Raw genomic sequence first — 20,873 nt, 5'->3', positions numbered from 1 at the left:
AGCCCACGGATGAGTCAGGAGAGCCGGTTAACGCGCTCGTTCTTGAGCATCGAGAAGAACGATTCCGCCATGCTGTTGTCCCAGCACACGCCCGTGCGTCCCATCGATGAGCGCATTCCCAGAGTGGTCACCAACGTCCGAAACGCGGCCGAGGTATAGACGCTGCCGCGGTCGGGGTGCCAGATCGCGTCGGGCTCGATCAGGGTGGTCGCGGCGGCGTTGTTGAGGGCGTCGGCGACGAGTTCGGTGCGCATATGATCGGCGATCGACCAGCCGACGACCTTTTTGGAGTAGCAGTCGATGACGGTGGCCAGGCAGATGAACCCCTGCCAGGTGTGGATGTAGGTAATGTCGCCGACGAACTTCACCCCGGGACGCGTGGCGGTGAAGTCACGTTTGACGAGGTCCGGCATGTTGGCCGCGGCCAACGCGTCGGCCTCGGTGGTCACCCGGAATGGCCGCGGCTGGCAGGCCATCAGGCCCTGGTGGCGCATGACCTGCCGGACAAGCTCGGGCGAACATTCAGTCTGTTCCGCCGCGAGGTCCGCGTGGATTCGGCGATACCCGTACGTTCCTTCGGACTCCTCAAAATAGTGCTGGATCCGGGCTATCAGTGCCTTCCGGCGGGTGACAGTCGACGGGAACCTCACCGCACACGAGCAGATCGACGCCGCCCACGCAGCCGCCCGGGCACTTCCGGACATGGTCAACGTCTACAAAGACCTTGAGGACCAGGCCAACGAACTGCGGATGGCCAACACCGCCCGCAACATCCTGGGCGAAGGCGCTGCAGAGCCGTTCATCGACTCGGACGCCTGGGGAGCGATCGCCACCCACCTGCGCAAAGCCGAGAACGAAGACTTCAACATCGCCCACCTCCTCACCGACGCCGCCCGGGATCCCTTCGAGGAATCCCAGGACGCCGGAGCCGTCCTGGCCTGGCGCGTGGAGGACAAACTGGACTACTGGCCCACCCGCGCCGAAGCACCCGTACGCCGGCACCTGGAAGCCATCAGCGATGAAGCACTCGAACGCCTCCAGCGCCGGGCAACCGGTGAAATGATCCGCGCCCAGGCCAACACAGCCCAGAACCCCGGAGCCCCTGCACCGGACAGGCGGGACCTGGCTCGGACCTGGTTGGCCGAGACGAAGGAAACCCCCTGGCAGTCCCGGCTTCACGGCCACGTCAGCGACGATGACCTTCAGGCACGGATCACCCGCGCCAACGAACAGCTCCGCATCGAGGACACAATCAACGATCCCTCCGCGGCCGCGAAGGCCCGCTGGCTCGCCGGATCCCTGCAGAAGGAGAATGCACTGCGGGAGCTGATGCCTGAGCCCGTCCGTGCCGACGAAGCCTACGAACGCGGCGCGGTCACCAACTACACCCGGGACGAAAACACGCCCCGGATCCGTGCAGCCGACCAGATCCTCCGCCGGATCGAGGCAGAGCAGATGCTCCGCCGCCGACTGTCCGAACCCGTGACCACGGCCCCCGCCCCGGATGGCCTGCCGGCATGGATGGCACCGGCCGACGTCATCACCCACAAGGACACCCCAGCCCTTTGGCGCAAGGAGCTCGAAGACTGCCGCGAGGTCATGGCCCAGGAGGTCAAGCGTCTCGGATCCCAGCTGGCCGCAGAACCGCCGGCCTGGGCCCAAGCCCTTGGCCCCGTGCCCTCCGACACGGAAAAGCAGCAGCAATGGCGGGACCTGGCCGTGGAGGTCAAGGCCTTCCGGGACACCTACCGGATCCCGGAAACGGAAACGACGGTTCTGCCCGCCGAGTACACCGAAAAGGGAACCGGTGCCGAGCTGGCCGCCCGCGTCACCGCCATGCACAAATACTCCGCACAGACCTCCAAGGAACCGCTGTCAGCCGAGGACGCCCAACTGATGGCCGATGCCGCCGAGGTCCAGGCAACGGTGGCCACCGAACCGACACCGGCAGAGCGCGTCGTGGACGTCCTGCGCGAGGAACGCTCACAGGACTTCACCCTGACCCCGGAACAGGAACGGGAAGAACAGATTGCCGGTACGGCCCGCAAGGTCCGTGAGACCCTGGCCGGCCGCCACGGTGCACCGGCGCCGGAGGCTCCGGAAGCCGTCGACGAGGCGTTGAAGGACATTTCCGCACGCCGGGAGGCAGAGCGCTCCACCCGCGAAGCTGCCGGCCCGGACGCCAGGGAGTCGTGGCAGGAACGGCTGGCCGATGCACAACAAAAGCGGCCCCCGGCCAGCAACGACTTTGCCGAGAAACTGGCCCAAATCCGTAAGGCCCAGGAAGAACAGGCCGCGGAGCAAGCACGGCGTAAGGCTGCACACCGCGGCCCCAGCGCCGGACCCGACCACGGACGACGCGGCCCCACCCTGTAAGGCGCTGAACCGAAAGCACAACAGCTCCGGACCTTCGGAGGTCCGGTGCCGTTGTTTTGGTGCCGCTTACGGGGGCGACCGCGAGGGACGCGGCCGCCGATGACCTCGGGGTGGTCATCGGCCTCCAACAACATGGCGGGCGGTGCGACCTCAAGCGTGGTCGTTCCCGGCTTCCGCGTTCGGAGAAGAGTTCGGGGCTCCTCCAGAGTTTCGGGCGGCGTGAAGACGCTGGCCTGTGAGAAGTGCGGCCCAATGGAGGGGGAGTTGGGGAGTCAGGTCGTACGGCTGCTCAAGGACGTCATCGATCGATGTTTGGCCTGCCAGCAGGGGCGCAGCCCCTGCTGTGCTCTCCATTCGTCCTCTCGGCATGCCTTGACTGTAGTGGGCCGGGCGGGTTGGATGCAGCTGACACGCAGGTCCGGCGGCTCGGTGACTTGGCTCGCCGTCGCCGTGGTGGTTGTTACCAAGGGGCGGGGGAGGGGTGATGGTTTCATCGGTGGCTATGGAGTAGATGATTGTGGCCTTGTCTGTGAGTTGATCAATATCCTCCATGGTGATGTTGATGGCCGTGGAGCGGTTCTTCAGGATGAGTGCGGCTTCCTTGCGTGGCCACAGCAGATGATCAGTGAAGGTCGAAAATGAGCGTCCGCTGGCGGTGCCGTATCTCAGGAGTTCTTGCGGGTCAGTGGTGCGCTGGCCGAGGACGAGTTCCACGTCCACGTCGCCGAGGGGATCGACCGCTGTGTCGAGGTAGCTGCCGAAGATCCTCAAGCGCTGCACGAAGCAGGGTTTGGCGGGATCGGCGTTGTAGGCTTTGGCCCGCTCGACCATTTCGGCGACCAGCCGGTCCGCTGTTTTGCGTGTGATCGGTTTCCCGAAGCTGGCCATGGCGAGGGCATTCCCGAGCGTTGTTGTTCTCCACCACCGATGGTTGCCGTGGGAGTGCGTGGCACGCTCGATGTACCCCGCGGCTTCAAGGCCCAGGAGGGTGGAATGCGGGCCGGCAGCGCCATGTGATGAGAGCAGGGACAAGGCCCACTCCTCATCGAAGTCTGCGAACCTGGTCCGGCGCAGGAACGCCCTGGCTGCCGGGGCTGGCAAGCCCGCGATGACGTTTGTTTTCACGAGCCTCATGCGGATACCGACGGCTTAGCAGCGCGGTCGGGGTGGGGATCGCACCTTTCCGCGATTGCACCTTGTCCATCCAGGAGATGCTATCGCGGTAGTTTTTGAGACTCGACGGGCGGGAGACATACGGATGCGGGCGGCCGCGGCCATGCAGTAACGCGACTGCGGAAGGGCCGTGGTGCGTGTCATTCTTGGGGTATGGCACGAAACTGGTTGTCGGTGACGGTGGAACTGCTCGGTGGTCGTGGTGAGGAGCTGTGGCCGTGGCCCGGGCGTATCTTCGCGGTCGGACCGTCGAATACCTTCATGGATCTCGCCGATGCCATCAACGATGCCTTCGCCCGATGGGACCGCTCGCACCTGTCAATGTTCACCCTGGCCGACGGCCGGGTAATCACTGATGAAGAGACGGGAGCCGAGATGGCCGGATCGATCGGCGGGCCGATCATTGCACCGATTGACATTGCTGCTGCCAAGGTCGTCCGGACGCTGGAGCCGGGGGCCGAGTTTCAGTTCACGTTCGACCTCGGTGACGCCTGGACGCACCGATGGCTGGTCGGGGAGGTGAAGGTCGACCCGCTGGAGGTATTGGGTGTTCGTCCTGATGTCCCCCTGCCGTACTGGGGCTGGGGCAGCATCCCGGACCAGTATGGGCGCCGGTGGGCTGCCGACGACGGGGAGGGCCGGGCGCCGGGGAAACCGGGTCGGCCGCACCCAATGCTGCTGCACGCGTGGCCCGCACAGGTGCAGGTGCCTGGGCTGGACTTGTCCGAGTTGCGTGTAGCCATCGCGGCGGCAGATGCGGCTCGCTTCCTCGCGGCGGTGACGGGACGGGACATCGATGATGCTCTGCAACAGGTTGGGGCCGGGATACCGATGGCGCTGGAGCGCAGTCGCCAGGAGGCCGAGCCGGTGGCACTGTCGGTCATCAACCGGCTGACTTGGCGCGGCGGCGCTGGTGACCGGGTGCTGGCCGAGGACCTGCTGGCGTCTCTGCGCCGCGTGCCGTTGACAGGCAGTGTGGTGCCGGTAGACCTCGACATGCTCAGCACCGTGCTGGAAGGGGATCCCGACCTGTCGACCGGAGGCTACCTAGACCTGCGCACCGGGCAGGTGTACGACGACACCGCCACTGACCCGATGATCGTCGGGGAGGACTCCGCCATCGACGTCGAGGAGGAGACGGACCGTTGGCTTCGGCTCGACCGCGCCGGTTCGCGGAACGGCTGGCGGGATATGGCTGCCTTCGTCGAGCAGCAGCAGGATGAGGCACTCCGGGAGCGGCTGGAGCGGGCGATCGAGGGCAAAGGCGCCTTCTGCCGGTTCCGCGACGTGGTCCACGGCGAGGACCTTAGCGAACAGTGGTACGCCTTCTCCACCGACCGGCAGATGGGCCGTGCCCGCGAGTTCCTCGCTGACAATGGCATCCGCGTGGGCTGACGAGAGCCGGGCCCGGTCAGCGCCGGCGCAAGGACGTGCCGCCACATGCCCTCAACCGTGGAGCAGCTGAGCAGGCCGATCGTGAGGTCCAGCGCGGTTCCAGGGTCGTCCCGGTGCAGGTTGCGGGTTCACTCCCTCGATTTTCTCCGCCGATTCAGCGTCGCGAGTGATCCATGAACGAGCGAAATGTCGTGCCATTGGCCCGGGCGTAAGCGATGATTTTCCGATGGTCCCGGCTGCGCATACCGAAGGACAGCCCGCCTCGCCTGCCGGGCAGGCGGTCGGTCCTGGGCGAACGTTCCGCCGCGGAACGGCCGGAAAAGGCCCCGCCACTGGCGATGAGGCCTAACCCCCGGGGAAGAAATCGTCGCCGAGGAGCTCATCGTTCAGATCATCCCCCAGGCCGCGAACGAGTTCACCTGCTACTCCTGTTTCCTTGTCCGGCACCGGTCCCAACTCGCACGCGTACTGCATCGAATGCGAAGGGTAGGGCATCCATTCCTCAAGACGCAGTAGCCAGCGGGTCATCTGGATTTCTTGCCCTTATGTGGGGAGTTGGTTGTTGCCGGTCAGGCTGCCTGGGTAGCCGTTGCTGTTGCTGCCAGGGCCGCGGTCTCAGGGGCGAGGATGCTCAGCTTGTAGTCGGACTGGAATGGATCGACGCGGGCAGGCAGATGGTGGGACCTCGAGCAGGCCCGGAGTTCTTCCAGCGCGTCGGGCTCGATGTGGGCCCGGGTCATATCAAGCTCCAGGGTCATGCCCTCGGTGAGCGAGTTGGCACGCTTCATGACGTCGTACAGGCCGTGCACGCTTTTGGATGTCACATGACCCTGCGCGGCAACCTGGGCCTGTGCGCAGTCGAGGTCCACCCGGACCAGCACCCGAAGCTTGTCTGTCGTCACGAAAATTCTCCGCTCTATGTTGGGTGCCACGACGCTGTGGCGACCCCGAATAACCATAGATCAAATGTGATCCGCGCAACACCAGCAGGGTGGACTTATTCCATCGAGGAGCGGGGCCAACCTCTTCCGCCGCAGTTGATCAACGCCTACCCGGGCCTGGTTGAACTTTTGGATTTTCTCTCCCGTGAAAAGCATCCACGGCTTCCATCCGCCGTTGAACCACCGAACCAGTGATTCTGTAAGGACACCGAGGACTCACTGAAGCCACGCCGCACAGCATTTGGGTAAGCTTCGAGCCCGGCCCCGGATTACTTTATTGCAAAATACGCACTTTATTAGAAACCAATAAAGTGAAGTAAATCTTGTAAGATTCGTGACATGGATCCAGTGAACAACCCCTACACTCCGAACGCGGGTGCGACGCCGGAGATTGTCATCGGCCGTGACGATCTCCTGGAGGACTTCCGGATCCTCCTGCGGAGGCTCGACAAGGGCCGCACCAATCAATCCATGATCGTCACCGGCCTTCGCGGTGTGGGCAAAACCGTTTTGCTGGGGGAGTTCCGTCAGATAGCAGAAGAGTTCAAATGGAAGGTGCTGGAGCTCGAGGCCAGCAAACACGATGACGACCACTTCCGCCGGACTATCTACTCGCAGCTGCGGGCCGCGCTCTACCAGATTTCACCACGAGCCAAGTGGGGAGACAAAGCACGGAAGGCTGCCCAAGTCCTGCAGTCCTTCAGCCTTTCCATCGATCCTTCCTCGGGTATCCCGACCCTGTCACTCGATGTCGACGCCGCCGAAGGATTTGCCGATCACGGCAGTCTTACCCTGGACCTGACGGACGTCCTGGTTTCGATAGGCGAAGCCGCCAGGGAACACGGGACGGGCCTGGTGCTGCTGTTCGACGAGGTCCAGTTCCTGAGCCAATCACAACTCGAAGCCGTCATCCAAGCGATCCACAAATCGGTGCAGAGAAAACTCCCGGTAACGTTTGTCGGTGCAGGATTGCCCCAGATCGCCGAGCTTGCCGGCGACGCAAAATCCTACGCCGAGCGGCTCTTCAAGTTCCCGAAACTCGGATCCCTGGATTTCGAAGATGCCAAGAAAGCGCTGGCCGAGCCAGCGCACATCGAACATGTGCACTTCGAAGACGATGCACTGGTCCGGGCGTTCGACCTCACTGAAGGCTACCCATACTTCGTGCAAGAACTGGGGTACCAGGTGTGGGCAGTCGCAGACGGCGACTCCATCACCTTGGAAGACGTTGAGGACGCGAAAGACGCATACGAGGCAAAACTGGACTCCTCGTTCTTCCGGGTCCGGCTGGACAGAGCTACACAGCTTCAGATTGCCTACATGCGTGCCATGGCGCAGCTCGGCCCCGACTCCCAGAAGGCCGCGGATGTGGCCGGAGTCATGGGGCGTGAATCCACCCAGCTGGCCCCCACCCGGTCAGAGCTCATCAATATGGGATTGTTGTACACTCCCTCGCACGGCTACGCCGGATTCACGGTGCCCCACTTCGACCGATTCATGCTTCGGGCTGTGCCGCAGCTGGACGTCCCCCCGGTGCACAAGAGACGCACGAAGCCGAAGAAGTAAGAGCCTGTTCCAGGTCCTGTGCAGGCGATGATTTTCAGCGACACTCGGTTTAGTGCGGTCAACGAACTATTTCGTCATCGAACTTAAGACCGGAAAGTTCCAGCCGGAATACCCGGCAAGCTCAACTTTCCATCGCCCTGGTCGATGACAAACTCCGCCGCGAAGCCCACCGCCGTCACCGTCAGGATCCTGATCTGCGGCACCAAGAACGACCGCAGCGTCCGGTACAGCCTCGGCCGCTCCACATCACCCATGGCCGTCGCGGCGTATACCTACGACAAGCTTCCTCCGGCGGAGCAACAGGCACTCCCCAACGAGGGTCATATCGTCGCCGCACTCGAATGGACGGAACCGGACCCGAACCAATAGAACTGTTTCGGGCGTTCACAGGTAGTCCTAAGGTGCAGGGATGCATAATGTACCGAAGCTCCGGTCAACCGCTATTTGACCGGAGCTTCGCCAATTGAGGACGCGGCCAGCCAGAAGACTCCGGGACGGGAGCACCCCACGCTGCGTGTCACCCTCGCGATAGATAGACTCGAAAGCGCCGAGTGCGGGAACATCGGCGAATTGGTGTACGTTGCAGTCTCGTCAGAAACGAACACGCAAAGCAGAAATGAGAATTACCAAAGTGGCAACCGATTACGACGAAGTCCGTTCCGACGTCAAGGAATCCCAAGACCGTTCGCTGGAGGCACTGCAGTCTGCCAATGCCCCGGATGCCCGCAGCGTCGTCAGTGAGCTGGACGAATCCGATGCGCTTGATGAGGGCCATACTCCCGGGGGAGAGATCGTCGCTGAGGAGCTCGTCGTTCAGGTCATTCCTCAAGCCGCGGACGAGTTCACCTGCTATTCCTGTTTTCTCGTTCGGCACCGGTCCCAACTGGCGCGCGAAAGCAACGGCCACTCTTACTGCATCGAGTGCGAAGGCTAGCAGCCCTCCTGTGCCGGAAGATTTTGACGAGGGCGCTGCGGAGTAGCAGTTCCGAAGGGCAGAGCAGGGTTACGCATTCGGACAACGGTTGTCGCCCGGCTGAGCAGATGGGCGGCGATCTCGCATTCCAGGCCACAGCCACGACTTCAGTTGTCATATGCGCTGTTATCGGCGTTTCGAAATAGGGGGTACCTACAGAAGGGGCTGTTTCCCGCCCTCATTTCGCGGCGTCCTTACCCCGCGCTGCGGTAGTAAGAACTGCTGAGCCAGCGCCCTCCAGCATCCGGGTTAACGACTGCATCAACGAAGGAAGCCACGTCGACCACCGGCCCTCATTCAGGGCATTAACCGATCCCGGCTTCTCCGACTTTCTTGTTGAAATTTTTCTCAGGGCCTGCCTAAGCTTTGGCGATACGCCATAATCTATTCTGTTCCGGAAATAGGCATCCCGTTAACCGGCGGCTGCTAGTCGGCGTCCGGTCCTGAGCAGTAGTGACAGTCATCAGAACACAGTTCGGTCACGATGCGACCAGCTGTAGTTCGAAGCCATCCTGAATGTGGAACAGACGGCGGCCATCAACAGGGTCGTGGACCCAAATGATGTCACCGTCCGCTGTCCGGGCGTCCACTAATCCGACATACTCTGGGCGCCCGCTGCCGACCAGCTGCACCTTGTCTCCAACTTGGACATCGTCCCAGGCGGACCCTCCTACTCGATTCATCCCTGAAGTCACAATTCTCTCCTCGTTGTTTGTTTAGCAGCAGCATCTAGTGGACTGACTCAAGCGGAAGGCGGGGAACCTCTCGATGGACGAGTTGACGGTGAAATGGGTCATGGCTGCGTCACGGTCAATCCCCCTGAGAGCGAAAGTTGAGTCAGTCAGCGTAATACTGGTGAGTGTCTGAAGGCTGGAACTTGCCTGCTTGGAGTTCGAGGACGATGGCTGAGGGGTTGACGGGACGCAGGCCGAGCACGGGCTTGTCCGCTAGGACGAGACATTGTTGCTGCACGGACCAATCCGATAGCGAGGCCGGCGACGCCGGTCACTGGCCTGTCTGCTCCCAGGTCTCGCCAAACGGAACCGTGTCGCTGAGTTCGAATGTGTACCGGGCAGGATCATGCCGGGTGACCCTAATGCCGGCGGACCCATGGGCCATTGCTGCTTGCAGGAGCAGGGCCTCTGCCTCATTGAGCACTTCGTAAAGTTCTTCAGGCCTGTCGATGAGGACTTCCAAAGACTCGATTGTCTGACTAGTCACGGTCAACACTTCCTTGTGATGTGGATCACTAATTTGTAACTACCTTGACGTGGACACACGGTCAAGTCAATTGTTCTTCTGTAGTCCCTAGCGAAGATCAGCGCCAGATGCGCGCCGCGGACGTCCTTGCCCCTGCAGCTACAAGCAGGTGGGTGCATAGCTGTTGCTGCAGGGGCAAGGAGCGGTTCCTGTGATCTGCTGGTTCATCACCGCTTGATGGCGGCAGCTTTGAACCGGGTCGCTGAAGGCTCCCTAGGATGACATGGAGCCGTGGGCGGTGAAGAAGCCCAGGCCGTAGTCGGGGGTTTCAAAGGTAATTTCTGCTCCCTTGGGGAAGAAGAGTACGTCGCGCTCCTTGGCGTGGGTCACTTCTCCTGTCGCCCGGTCGGTGAGGATGAATTCACCCTTCACGACAACCTTCATTTCGTCGCAGGTGTACGTGTAGACCAGCGGCTCGGAGGCTTTGAGCTCGAAGAATCCGGAGCTCATGACCGAACCGTTGGGGTGAGTGAGGGAGTCGCCGATGGCGGCGTCGACGCCCGGGACGTTCATTGACGGCAGTCCGATAAAGCCGTTTTCCACCTTGTGGATGGATCCGGCCTTGGTGAACGTTCCTAGTGTTGTGGTTTCCATGATCTCTCCTGTGGATAGTGTTGTGAAACTCTGACTTATCTTTGCCAGAACTGTATATATCGGCCAGAACCGTTCGTCTTTGTTTTGGAACTGTTCGTTTTTGATAGCTATTAGTTGAGTTTTCGCCTGGGTAGGCCGGTTCTCGTCGGTGTCAGAAAATTACGTAGAGCTTGCGCAGCGTGTCGTGAATTTCCCAGTTACCGCTCCAGCCGCGGGGGATGAACACGGTGGTCCCGGGGCTAACGAACTCGGGCTCGCCACCGTCCGGCGTGATGGTCATCGAGCCTGAAAGAACGTGCACGAATTCGTTCGTTTCCAGTACCCAGCGGGAGGGTCCTGCGGTGCATTCCCAGATGCCGGATTCGGCACCGTTCTCGTCTTTCCACAGGTAGATTCCGCGGGTGTCCATCTGCTGACCGGTCGCTTCAGGGCAGGGGCCCCAATCGTCCAGCTCCGTAGCATTCTTCGCATCGCGGATGAGGGTTGCGGAGATTGAGGCTGTCTGTTGCGTCATTTGTTTTGCCTTTCAAGGAGCTATCGAACTTCTACTGCTGACAGAGGTCTTATTTCATTACGGACCAGATCGCCCTGAACCGCGGCGCTGAAGGGTTTCGGCGTTAGGCGGGGCGTCCCGTCATTAGTGGTACGTCGGGATCAAACTTCGGAGTACCGGAAGGAGTGCGATTCCAGGCCTTCGGGGTTGGGGCCATAAATGGTGATCATCCGCGCATACACGGGTGCCCAGTACCGTCCCAGGCCGCCCGGATTGACTCGCGCCGAATCGCCCGGCCTCAGGATGACAGTCTTGCCCTGGCTCTCAATATGGAGTTCGCCCTCCAGTACGAAAGCAGTTTCACTGTGCGGGTGGAAGTCTTCCCAGGCACAGGAATCCAGCGTCCACTCCGAGAGGACAAAGTCATCCCAACTGCCCACCGGATGGGCGTTTATGAACCGGCAGCGCAGCCGCCCATAATCGCCTCCCAAGGCTTCCAAGGGCTTCGCTGCCCAGAAATCAATTGCAGGCCCCGTCGACACTGCCGGGGCCTGAATGGTGCCTGCATCATTCATGGCTTCAACCGTTTCAATAGTCGGAAATCTTTTACAAAGACATGCCCGGTGAATGTCAGTTACATCGCGTCACCGTGAGGTGGATCACCGTGCTGTGACAACCGTTACATGTACATGTGTTCAAGTCAAGCGTTCATGTTAGATGTTTTGAAAATGACCTGCAGTTGAAAAGCTTGGGTTGGCTCGCGTGCGGTTGCTGCAGCGCTCTTGATTGTTGGTGGGGCGAAAGGACTTGCTCGGCGAAATACAGCGCAGACCCCTCGTTTGGAGAGGTTTGCTCGGCCACCACCAGCACGACCGCCACACACGGGCCGGCCACTCGGCGGTGATTCGCGGATCCAGCACCGCGGCCATCGCCATCTTCAGTGCTGCACCGGCGCCATCGCCCAGGGTGGGCCACGCTGGGCAGGGCGCTACGCGGTCTGGCTCATGCTGCAGTGGTCATGTCTGCTTTACATCGTTCGGTGGGAACAACGTCGGCAGGAGCGTCGGCGGGCCGCGCCCGCCGCTCCTGGATTTCGCTTGCAAGGCTGAACAGGGCGAGTCATGACATCGGCTGAAGAGGCGCCCAAACACAACGGCTTAGAGTCTTCACTCGTATCGGGGTCCTGCAGGGGCTGCCCTTGTTGTCGCCAAAATCCGGAGGCCTTTCGCGGAACGTAATGGTCTCGGCGGCAGAGTTTGCGTCAATTCGTGGACTCCTGTGCGCAACCGGCCGAGCGGAGTCGGATCCATCCGCGATGTGGCCCCACCAACTCTGCAGCCTTCCCGCCCGCCTCTGTTTGGGCAGAAAAGTTTGAAAAATCTTCGGATTGAACGATTGACTTGAACCTCTGTCCATGTCAAAGTTTGTGGGACGAACAAGGTGATTGGCATCACATCGATAGGGCTCAAAGCAGAGCTCGACCGACTCGATGAAAATCAAAACTTTCGGGTTCGCGGGCGATCCCTCACGGAGCCCCAGCGGCGTTCCGGCCCGGTTCTTCAACGCAGTTTTGTATGCACAAAGATTGAACCAGCTCTGACTTCGATGAACAGCCCTGACGAATCTTTCACAACACTTTTAGTAGGAGAAACCATGGAAACCACCCTCGTAGGTGCGCTCAGCAAGGCCGGATCCATCCACAAAGTGGAAAACGGCTTCATTGGACTGCCGTCCATGAACGAGCCGGGGACGGTCGCTGCGATCGGCGACTCCCTCCACAACCCCGAGGGGTCGGTCATGTGTGCCGGCTTCTTCGAACTGGAGGCTTCGGAGCCGTTGGTGTACACGTACACCTACGACGAAATGAAGGTCGTCATCAAGGGTGAATTCATCCTCACGGACCAGACCACAGGAGAAGTCACGCACGCGAAGGAACGCGATGTGCTGTTCTTCCCCAAGGGCACCACCGTCAAGTTCGAGACCCCTGAGTATGGCCTGGGGTTCTTCGCCGGCGACCGCACCTTCAACCCGTAAGCATCCACCCACGCGTTCGGCGCCCATGCCGCCGGCGACAGGCGCGGGGCCCGAATCGGGTAGCCGTAATCCGCGGCCTTCTTTTGTTCCGTATTACGTGCCTACTCACTCACGGTTCAGCTAGCCCCCTTCCGAATAGATCAGCTCCGTCCTCACAACCAAAGGCGGTGCTGGGCACTCACCGGCGGTCAACCCGCCATCTGTGACCGGGTTCATTTTCACCTCCCGCATTAGGAGTTCGTGACCCGGACGGAACCCACTTCTACGTCTGTGGGCTGGCCTGCCCTCCTGGACAGTGTCCTGACGCATGTCCGGGATTTTGGCTGGCCGAATGGCCCGCTGAAGTCAAACACCCTCGGCGTATCCGAAATTGACGAGGGCCAACGGTTCGCTGTGAACCTGGCTCGTAGCGGCATCAGATTGGAAGTTCCGGCCGGCATTCCGTTGCTGGAGACCCTCGAAAAAGAAGGAAAAACGTCCCCAGCCAGTGCCTTGAAGGCATCCGCCGGAGGTTGTTCCCTGTCAGTACTTCGAGCGGCACCTCAGCCTCGGGATCTCAACCTGACCGACCAGCAGAAGGCCGCGAACACCATCATGATGTGCTGCGTTTCACGCGGCATAGACCAAGAATTGGAGTTGGACCTTTGAGTACCATCATCACTGACAAAGAGCCAGAAACGGCGTCCGCCGAGCCCGTAAAGGAAAGCCCGCCCAAGGTCAACTGGCGTGTCTTCATCATCGCTGCGTCCGTTATTATTGCTTTCTCCATTTGGGCGATGCTGGTGCCCTCAAACGCCCAGTCCACCATGAAGACGGTGGTGGGTTGGATCGCGCAGAACCTCGGCTGGTTTTACGTCCTCACCGTCACCGTAGTCATCGGGTTTGTGCTCTGGGTTGCCCTGTCCAAGGTGGGCTCGGTCCGGATGGGCCCGGACCACTCCCGTCCCCAGTACAAGCTCTTCACATGGGTGGCCTACCTGTTCGCCGCCGGGGTGGGCATCGACATGCTCTTCTACTCCGTGACCGAACCGATCACCCAGTACATGAAACCGCCGGCGGGAGCAGGCCAGACGGCCGAGGCAGCCCACGAGGCCGTGGTGTGGACCATGTTCCACTACGGTGTGGCGGGCTGGGCCATGTACGCGTTGCTCGGCATGGCCATGGGCTACTTCGCCTACCGTTGGGGCATGCCGCTGTCCATCCGCGCAGCCCTGTATCCACTGCTCGGCAAACGCGTCCGCGGCGGCATCGGCGACACGATCGATATCATCACCCTGGTAGGGACCGTTTTTGGTGTGGCGACCGCCATGGGTATCGGTGTGGTGCTGCTGAACGTAGGCATCGCCATTATGTTTGGCCTGGAACAGGGCCTGGCACTGCAGATCGCCCTGGTGATTGTCGCCGTCGTCCTCACCATCGCCGCGTGCACGTCCGGTGTGGACAAAGCGATCCGCTGGATCGCGGAGCTGAACATCTGGAGCGCCGCGGCCCTGCTGCTTTACATGCTGGTGACCGGCCAGACGTCCTTCCTGCTCAACTCCCTGGTGGAGAACATCGGCCGCTTTGTCTTCACCTTGCCCGAACGTACGCTCCAGACGTTCGCGTACCAGGAGGGCGGTTCGGAATGGATGGGCGGCTGGACCCTGTTCTTCTGGGCCTTCTGGCTGGCCTGGGGTCCCTTCGTGGGGCTGTTCCTGGCCCGCATCTCACGTGGACGTACCCTGCGGGAGTTCGTCATCGCCGCCATCACCTTCCCGGTACTGTGCGACTTCCTGGTTGTGAGCATCTTCGGCAACAGCGCCCTGCATGAGGTTTTGGCCGGCAACACGGAATTCGCGGAGCTGGCCATTAGCAGCCCGCAAGAGGGCTGGTATGCGCTGCTGGGGATGTTCCCCGGAGCGCCTCTCCTGATCGGGCTGGGCACGCTGTCCGGCATGTTGTTCTACCTCACCAGCGCCAACTCCGGCGCCATGATGATGTCCAACTTCTCCTCCACCATCACCAATGCGACCCAGGATGGCGCCAAGTGGCTGCGGATCTTCTGGGCCTTGATTACCGCGTTGCTGACCATCGCGATGCTGGTGGCCGGCGGCGTGACCACCATGGAGTACGCCACGCTGATCTTCGGCCTGCCGGTGACGATTATTGCCTGGCTGGTGATGGCCTCATTCACCAAGGCGCTGCGGATGGAGCGGGCAGAACGTGAGGGCCGGTTGCTGCGTCGGAGTTCGACGGCGGTGCAAGGCAGCCAGGTGCCAGCGCGCACCTGGGGGCAGCGGCTGGCAAAAATTCGTTCCTACCCGCCCAAGAACGAGGTGGCGGCGTTTCTGGAAGTCACTGCACAACCGGCGCTGGCCGAAGCGCTGGAGGAGTTCACGAAGCAAGGCCTTGACGCAAACCTGCACTCCATCCCGGATGAACACACGGGTGTCCCCAGCCATGCGCTCGTTGTCACCATCCCCGACCACCGCGACTTCCACTATCAACTCCAGGCTGTAGAAGCCTCAGTGCCGAAGTTCGGCCGGCATAAGAACCGCGAAACCGATTTCTATTACCGCCTGGAGGTCTTTGCGCAGACCGGTTCGGAGGGCTATGACCTCATGGGCGTAACGCAGCAGCAGATCATGGAGGACATTCTGGTACGTTACGAGGCCCACCTGGGCTTCCTGACCTACACGAGCGATTACGACCTCCCATCCCTCCTCACCCCTCCGGTGCCACCGGCCACCGGTTCCCCGGCATAGGCGGAACCAGCGGGTGTAGCACCTGTGGAGAGGGCGGCAGGATGGTCGCCCGCGCCACGGAGTGACACTCGAAAGCATCAAAAACATGGTGGGCGACTTTGTCGCCCACCATGTTCATTTTGCGGCCACGTCAGGCCCACCGCTTTCGTGGCTACCAGCTCAGGGCCTGAGAGGGCGGAAAGCATGTTCCCCGACACGGAACAAGTTTCTACGGTTTTGATGCCTTAAGGGGCGCCGCGAATCCACGCCGAACTGGCCCGCAACGGGACCGGTGTTGACCGGAAGACCGTGGCCGCGTCCATGCGCCGGCAAAGCTTGGAAGGGATCTCCCCACGGCGGTTCCGCCCGGTCGCGCCGATCGGTGACGCACCCGTCCATTCGATCCCGGATCTGGTGGCAAGGAAGTGGGATACAGGTACCCTGGACGCGGTCTGGATCCCGGACATCACGTATCTGCGCACCGGCCAGGGTTGGCTATATTTGTGTGCGGTCAGGGACGCCTGCTCGCGGCGGGTGATCGGCTGGGCGATGGACTCGACCCAGACCAGCAACCTGGTCGAACGCGCACTCCGCATGGCCTACATCCTTCGCGGCGGAGGCCCGGAGGGGCTCGTGTTCCACGCCGACCGCGGCACCCAGTACACCTCCACCCAGCTCAACGACGTCTGCGCCGGCCTGGGCATCCGCCAATCCGTTGGACGCACCGGGGTGTGCTGGGACAATGCCATGCAGGAATCATTCTGGTCCACTCTAAAGACCGAGTTCTACGACCGCCGCCGCTGGGCAACCAGACACGAGGCAATACGGGCTACGGGCCGCTGGATCGAGGAGTTCTACAACCGTGCCAGATTCTCTCTGGGGGTCTCAGAGGTGTTGCGGGACGTTGCATAGAGCGACACGCCTCGCCGTGGCGCCACACATCCCCGGGGGTGCGGTGCACGTGGCGCATAGTCGCGTTTAGGTTTTCCAGTTCTCTGGAAGGACAATCGTGCGGGTCTTCGCGGTGCTTCTGCCTTCGGGCATTCGATATTGGACTGTCCTCGATGAAGATCTGGTTGTCGTGCCGGAGGCGGACGCTTTCCTGCGGCATCTGCGCCTGGGCCGTGACGGCTCGGAGCTGACGACCCGTTCGTATGCCGGCGGGATCGTACTTTTCCTGCGTTGGTGCCTGGCCAAAGGGCAGCACTGGCATGCCGGCGTCGGAGAGCTCGGATTATTCATCATCTGGCTGCGTCATACCGGGGCGCAGGCCGGGGACGGTGAGCGGACAGCGGTGGTGCTGGCCGGTCCGGGCCACCGCCCGGCACGCGGGGCACGCCGGATCAACACGGTGCTGACCGCCGTCCGCGGCTTCGTGGTGCATGCGGTGACCAGTGGTGACGCGCCCGGCCGTTTGCTGCCGCTGATCTACGAACTTGCCGATGATCGTGACCTGCCCGGACAGGCACGGGGCGAGGACCGGGCCATGGCCTGGCGGATGCGCGCCCGTCACCGGCTCCACGAGGTTGATGCCGGCGTGGACCGTGCCAGTGACGCGGAGATCGTGGCACTGATCGCCGCCTGCCTGTCGGCCCGTGACCGGCTGATCGTGCTGCTGATGGCGCGAGCCGGACTGCGCCGCGGCGAGCTCTGCGGGCTGCGCCGTTCAGACGCGCATATGCTCGCCGATTCAAAGCTTCTGGGCTGCCCGGTGCCGAGGGCACACCTGCATGTGCTGCGCCGCGAAAACATGAACGGGGCCTGGGCGAAGTCCCGCCGGACACGTGTCGTGCCGCTGGATTCACTGGCCGTGCAGGCCGTGGATGCCTATGTATTTGAGCGGCTGGCCGTCGCTGAGGCGGGCGGCAGCGATTTCCTGCTGGTCAACCTGTTCCGTGCCCCGATCGGTGCTCCGATGCCGCCGGACGCGGTCAATGCGCTGATTACTGCAGCCGGAAGGCGCGCAGGCCTGCGCCGGCAGGTTACCCCGCACCAGCTGCGGCACGCCTTCGGCAGCAATCTGGCCGATGCCGGCGGCACCCTGGATGAGATCGCGGCGCTGCTCGGGCATGCTTCGATGAGCTCCTCCCAGGTCTACCTGCATCCGGATCCGGCCAGACTGCGCGATGCAGTCGAACGGGTGCCCGGCCCCCGCGGGACACAGGCAGGAGAAAACCGGTGACGGCTGCAATCAGCGTGGCAAAGACGCCCCCGCCGCAGTACATTTCCGGCGGTACCGGGCATGTGTTCAGCGGCCCGTACCGGTTGGGACAGTCCGCCGTTGAACTCGCGGATCTGATCGCACCGGAATTCCTGGCTGAGATCGGCTGGGATCCGGTTTCCCTGGTCATGTTCCTGCCGCCGGCGCACCTGCTGCTGGGCCGCCCGGTCTGCGCGGCGGTCGGCTGCGCGGTGACAGCCCCGCACCGGGGTGGGATCTGCACAGGCTGCCGGCACCGGCTCGCCCGGCAGGGGCTGGTCCTTGAGGAAATCGCTTTGCTTCCGGCCAAGGACCGCCCCGACCGCGGCGTTGGCATGTGTGGGGTGGCCGGGTGCGCCCGGGAATGGGCCTCGGGAACGGCCCGGTTATGTCGTCGGCACCTCGATCAGCAGCAGAGCCTGGGCCTGGGGCTGGCAGAGTTCCTCACCGGTCCGCGGACCCGGGCGCTGGAGGCCTGTCCGCCGTGCGCGGTGGCTGCCTGCCCGCGACAGCGCCGCCACCTCGAGGGCCGCTACTGTGACGCCCACCAAATCCGCCTGCGCGTCTTCAAAGCCAAGAACCCCGGAGCCGACGAGGCGCTATGGCGGCGGATCGAGCCGCCGATCGGGACCGGCGGGCAGGTGAGCCTGCGCGGCTTGGAACCGCTGGTGGTGATCGAGGTGCTGCTCGGGCTGCAGCAACGGTGCCGTCTGGACCAGGTGCGGACCAAAGAGGCGGAGCTGCGCGCGGTCGGGGATGACCTGCGCCGCCAGCAGGTCGACACGATCGCCGATTACCGCCTGGCACCCACCCGCTCACTGGAGTTCGCCGGGCTGGTCCATGCCCTGGCCAGACACGCCCGCCGCGCTTTAAGCACCCCTGCAGCCGAGATCCTGCTAGACCAATGGGACCTGGCGGTCTTCGGCAACTCCGGCACCGTGTCATTCACCGGCCTGAGCCAGCCGTGGTTGCGGGAAGCCGCCAAACGCTGGGCCATCGATGACCTGCCCAGAAGACGGATCCGCCCCGGCCGGCGGAGCACCACGGGCCTGTCGGTGCGTCACCACGTGAACGCCCTGGTCCGGCTGTCGGAGGCCTTGCGGATGCGCCCGGACCAAGGCCGGATTCCCGCCGGTCTTGGCCGCGCCGACATCGAGACATTCCTGAACCGGCTTGCCTATCTGGCCTCGACGGGTCAGATCAGCACCGATGCCCGGCTCCGCACCATCCGCGAGGTCCGGCACGTGCTCTCCACGATACGGGCCCTGGGTCTGACCCGCCCCGGCACCCTGGCCGCCGGCCTCGGGGAGGACTTCACCATCGGCGCCGCCGACATCCCCGCTGAACCCGAAGCCGCCGAATCCGGACGGGATCTGCCGCCGGAAATCATGCGGCAGATCTGCGCCCACCTCGACCGGCTGACATCCCCGCCGATGAGGGCCGGGATCGAGTTGGCCATCGACACCGGCAGAAGACCCGAGGAAATTGCGGCACTGGCGTTCGACTGCCTGGCCCGCGATGCCGATGGATCTGCGGTGCTGGTCTTTGATAATCACAAGGCCGGCCGCCTCGGCCGTCGGCTCCCCATCAACGCGAACACCGCAGAGGTGATCACCGCCCAGCAGCAGTGGGTGCGGGCCCGCTACCCCCACACACCGGTCGGTGAGCTGAAACTGCTCCCCACAGACCGGCGCAATCCCGGCGGTGACAGGTCCCTCAGCGCGTTCAGCCTCGCGTTCCACCACCGCGTCTGGATCACGAACATGCCGGTCCTGAGGACCGTTGACGACACCGAATTCGACAAGGCCCTCATCGTTCTTTACGCCTACCGGCACACCTACGCCCAGCGGCACGCCGACGCGGGAGTGCCGATCGATGTGCTGCGTGAGCTCATGGACCACCGGAAACTCGACACCACCAGCGGCTACTACCAGGTCGGCCAGGGCCGCCGCCGCGAGGCCGTGGACCGGGTCACCGCCATGCAGTTCAACCGGCACGGCGAACGCATCTGGCGTCAGGCCCAGGAGCTGCTGGACTCTGACCACGCCCGCCGGTCTGTCGGAGAGGTCGTTGTTCCGTTCGGCCTCTGCACCGAACCGTCCAACGTCCAGGCCGGCGGAAACGCCTGCCCCTACCGGTTCCGTTGCGTCGGCTGTGATCACTTCCGCACCGACGTCTCTTACCTGCCCGATCTGCAGGCCCACCTCGATGATCTGCTCCGCAACCGGGAGAAACTCCTGGCCACCCAGGACCTGGAGGAATGGGCCCGCACCGAAGCCCTGCCATCGGAGAACGAGATCACCCGCATCCGCCGGCTGATCTCTAAAGTCGAAGCCGGGCTGGACCAACTGGCGCCCGCCGACCGGACAGAGATCGAGCAGGCCGTAACCATCGTGCGACGCCACCGCACCACGGCTCTGGGCATGCCCCAGATCCGGCAGCCGGTACCCGATGTCCGCCCGAGGCCAGTGTCGTGAGCATCCCAAGGCTCCCGCGCTTGTGAAAACCGCAGCCGCCATCGAAGGCCGCCGCGCCGACACCACGCGGCGCCGCGAACGCGTCGTTGCAGCCCTCACCAAGGCCCATTCCTCCGGCAACGAGATCAGCGTCGCCACCATCGCCCGCGCCGCGGGCGTTGACCGCACATTCCTCTACCGACACCGCGACCTGCTGGCACAGCTGCACACAATCCAGGCGCAGCCTAACCACGACTCCACACAGGGGGCAGCGGTCAGCCTGGCCTCGCTGCATGCGGACCTGCTCGCCGCCCACGAGCGCGGCAACCGCCTCGCAACCCACATACAGACACTGGAACGGCGGCTATCCGAGACGCTCGGCGAACAAGTCTGGCGCGAATCCGGACTCGGCGCGCCACTGGACCTCGACGAACTGAACCAGCGCATCACCGGGCTCGAGCAGCAGAACCTCGATCTGAAACTGCAACTCGAGGAACGGGATCAGGATCTTACCGCCGCGCGAGCCGCGAACCGGGAACTCATGACCCGCCTCAACACCAAAAAATAGGATGCGTGGACAAACGTGCACCACACCAACGGTGCACGTTATGCCACCAAATAAGACGCTGACCTGCGACGATATTGAAAACGAGCGCCCAAAAAATGAACGACCCCCAGAGAACCACCAG

17 protein-coding genes and 3 pseudogenes are annotated in these 20,873 nt (G+C 62.8%); 13 read left to right on the top strand and 7 right to left on the bottom strand.

All coding sequences use genetic code 11. The features are described 5' to 3' along the window. Positions 1-23: 23 nt before the first annotated feature. Positions 24-638, bottom strand: a pseudogene (locus ACVWZ8_RS22290) (IS3 family transposase); the annotation flags it as partial. On the opposite strand from ACVWZ8_RS22290, the gene ACVWZ8_RS22285 reads away from it, so the two are divergent. After that, the gene (locus ACVWZ8_RS22285; RefSeq protein WP_456506024.1) at positions 628-2,376 is read left to right on the top strand and encodes a hypothetical protein; all 1,749 of its coding nucleotides are present in this window, start codon (positions 628-630) and stop codon (positions 2,374-2,376) included. The pseudogene ACVWZ8_RS22290 and the gene ACVWZ8_RS22285 sit on opposite strands and share 11 nt — an antisense overlap. A 150-nt stretch (positions 2,377-2,526) precedes the next feature. Here the strand turns inward: ACVWZ8_RS22285 and ACVWZ8_RS22280 are convergent, their stop codons facing one another. Then, positions 2,527-3,501, bottom strand: a complete 975-nt coding sequence (locus ACVWZ8_RS22280) for a hypothetical protein (RefSeq protein WP_456506023.1) — start codon at positions 3,499-3,501, stop codon at positions 2,527-2,529. 201 nt (positions 3,502-3,702) lie between these two features. Between ACVWZ8_RS22280 and ACVWZ8_RS22275 the strand changes: the two genes are divergently transcribed. Both ACVWZ8_RS22275 and ACVWZ8_RS22270 read left to right on the top strand, forming a co-directional pair. After that, on the top strand, positions 3,703-4,944 hold the full coding sequence (locus tag ACVWZ8_RS22275) for a UPF0158 family protein (protein WP_456506022.1): 1,242 nt from the start codon (positions 3,703-3,705) through the stop codon (positions 4,942-4,944). A gap of 345 nt (positions 4,945-5,289) precedes the next feature. Continuing rightward, a pseudogene (locus tag ACVWZ8_RS22270) lies at positions 5,290-5,434 on the top strand (DUF4193 family protein); the annotation flags it as partial. Between the two features lie 79 nt (positions 5,435-5,513). Here the strand turns inward: ACVWZ8_RS22270 and ACVWZ8_RS22265 are convergent. Continuing rightward, positions 5,514-5,846, bottom strand: coding sequence for a hypothetical protein (locus tag ACVWZ8_RS22265; protein ID WP_456506021.1), 333 nt, complete (start codon positions 5,844-5,846; stop codon positions 5,514-5,516). 378 nt (positions 5,847-6,224) lie between these two features. Here ACVWZ8_RS22265 and ACVWZ8_RS22260 point away from each other — a divergent pair, with 378 nt between their 5' ends. The 3 genes from ACVWZ8_RS22260 (at position 6,225) to ACVWZ8_RS22250 (ending at position 8,385) form a co-directional block, all read left to right on the top strand. Continuing rightward, the gene (locus ACVWZ8_RS22260) at positions 6,225-7,451 is read left to right on the top strand and encodes an ATP-binding protein (protein WP_456506020.1); all 1,227 of its coding nucleotides are present in this window, start codon (positions 6,225-6,227) and stop codon (positions 7,449-7,451) included. 144 nt (positions 7,452-7,595) lie between these two features. After that, a complete protein-coding gene (locus tag ACVWZ8_RS22255) occupies positions 7,596-7,820 on the top strand; it encodes a hypothetical protein (protein ID WP_456506019.1) in 225 nt (74 codons plus the stop codon). Between the two features lie 262 nt (positions 7,821-8,082). Continuing rightward, the gene (locus tag ACVWZ8_RS22250) at positions 8,083-8,385 is read left to right on the top strand and encodes a DUF4193 domain-containing protein (RefSeq protein ID WP_456506018.1); all 303 of its coding nucleotides are present in this window, start codon (positions 8,083-8,085) and stop codon (positions 8,383-8,385) included. Positions 8,386-9,429: 1,044 nt separating this feature from the next. Here the strand turns inward: ACVWZ8_RS22250 and ACVWZ8_RS22245 are convergent. The 4 genes from ACVWZ8_RS22245 to ACVWZ8_RS22230 all read right to left on the bottom strand — a co-directional run bounded on the left by ACVWZ8_RS22245 (position 9,430) and on the right by ACVWZ8_RS22230 (position 11,346). Continuing rightward, positions 9,430-9,645, bottom strand: coding sequence for a hypothetical protein (locus ACVWZ8_RS22245; RefSeq protein ID WP_456506017.1), 216 nt, complete (start codon positions 9,643-9,645; stop codon positions 9,430-9,432). Between the two features lie 252 nt (positions 9,646-9,897). Then, positions 9,898-10,278: a cupin domain-containing protein gene (locus ACVWZ8_RS22240; protein ID WP_456506016.1), complete on the bottom strand. Its 381-nt coding sequence runs from the start codon at positions 10,276-10,278 to the stop codon at positions 9,898-9,900. Positions 10,279-10,429: 151 nt separating this feature from the next. Next, entirely contained in the window at positions 10,430-10,792 is a 363-nt protein-coding gene (locus ACVWZ8_RS22235; protein ID WP_354250830.1) for a cupin domain-containing protein, read from the bottom strand. Positions 10,793-10,932: 140 nt separating this feature from the next. Next, a complete protein-coding gene (locus ACVWZ8_RS22230; RefSeq protein WP_456506015.1) occupies positions 10,933-11,346 on the bottom strand; it encodes a cupin domain-containing protein in 414 nt (137 codons plus the stop codon). 1,078 nt (positions 11,347-12,424) lie between these two features. Here ACVWZ8_RS22230 and ACVWZ8_RS22225 point away from each other — a divergent pair. The 7 genes and pseudogenes from ACVWZ8_RS22225 (at position 12,425) to ACVWZ8_RS22195 (ending at position 20,752) form a co-directional block, all read left to right on the top strand. After that, on the top strand, positions 12,425-12,805 hold the full coding sequence (locus ACVWZ8_RS22225; protein ID WP_456506014.1) for a cupin domain-containing protein: 381 nt from the start codon (positions 12,425-12,427) through the stop codon (positions 12,803-12,805). A 270-nt stretch (positions 12,806-13,075) separates the two neighbouring features. Beyond that, positions 13,076-13,453 (top strand): hypothetical protein, encoded by a 378-nt coding sequence (locus ACVWZ8_RS22220; RefSeq protein WP_456506013.1) that lies wholly within the window; start codon positions 13,076-13,078, stop codon positions 13,451-13,453. Between the two features lie 5 nt (positions 13,454-13,458). Next, positions 13,459-15,549 carry a choline BCCT transporter BetT gene (gene betT / locus ACVWZ8_RS22215; RefSeq protein ID WP_456506148.1) on the top strand — a complete coding sequence of 697 codons (2,091 nt, stop codon included), beginning with the start codon at positions 13,459-13,461 and terminating at the stop codon, positions 15,547-15,549. A 228-nt stretch (positions 15,550-15,777) separates the two neighbouring features. Continuing rightward, positions 15,778-16,398: pseudogene (locus tag ACVWZ8_RS22210) on the top strand (IS3 family transposase); the annotation flags it as partial. Between the two features lie 139 nt (positions 16,399-16,537). Further along, complete coding sequence (locus tag ACVWZ8_RS22205) at positions 16,538-17,710, top strand: tyrosine-type recombinase/integrase (RefSeq protein ID WP_456504596.1); 1,173 nt, start codon at positions 16,538-16,540, stop codon at positions 17,708-17,710. Then, positions 17,707-20,205: a hypothetical protein gene (locus tag ACVWZ8_RS22200; protein WP_456504597.1), complete on the top strand. Its 2,499-nt coding sequence runs from the start codon at positions 17,707-17,709 to the stop codon at positions 20,203-20,205. Before ACVWZ8_RS22205 ends, ACVWZ8_RS22200 begins: the two co-directional genes overlap by 4 nt. Before the next feature lie 22 nt (positions 20,206-20,227). After that, positions 20,228-20,752, top strand: a complete 525-nt coding sequence (locus tag ACVWZ8_RS22195) for a hypothetical protein (RefSeq protein ID WP_456504598.1) — start codon at positions 20,228-20,230, stop codon at positions 20,750-20,752. Positions 20,753-20,873 lie beyond the last annotated feature (121 nt).

Source organism: Arthrobacter sp. UYCu723 (genome assembly GCF_054059215.1).
This window is presented reverse-complemented; position numbering and strand designations above follow the sequence as displayed.

Bases quoted from the DNA above. Each gene is read 5' to 3' on its own strand.
- ACVWZ8_RS22275 (WP_456506022.1), top strand. From the start codon at position 3,703: ATGGCACGAAACTGGTTGTCGGTGACGGTGGAACTGCTCGGTGGTCGT.
- ACVWZ8_RS22260 (WP_456506020.1), top strand. From the start codon at position 6,225: ATGGATCCAGTGAACAACCCCTACACTCCGAACGCGGGTGCGACGCCG.
- ACVWZ8_RS22255 (WP_456506019.1), top strand. From the start codon at position 7,596: ATGACAAACTCCGCCGCGAAGCCCACCGCCGTCACCGTCAGGATCCTG.
- ACVWZ8_RS22240 (WP_456506016.1), bottom strand. From the start codon at position 10,278: ATGGAAACCACAACACTAGGAACGTTCACCAAGGCCGGATCCATCCAC.
- ACVWZ8_RS22235 (WP_354250830.1), bottom strand. From the start codon at position 10,792: ATGACGCAACAGACAGCCTCAATCTCCGCAACCCTCATCCGCGATGCG.
- ACVWZ8_RS22230 (WP_456506015.1), bottom strand. From the start codon at position 11,346: ATGAATGATGCAGGCACCATTCAGGCCCCGGCAGTGTCGACGGGGCCT.
- ACVWZ8_RS22225 (WP_456506014.1), top strand. From the start codon at position 12,425: ATGGAAACCACCCTCGTAGGTGCGCTCAGCAAGGCCGGATCCATCCAC.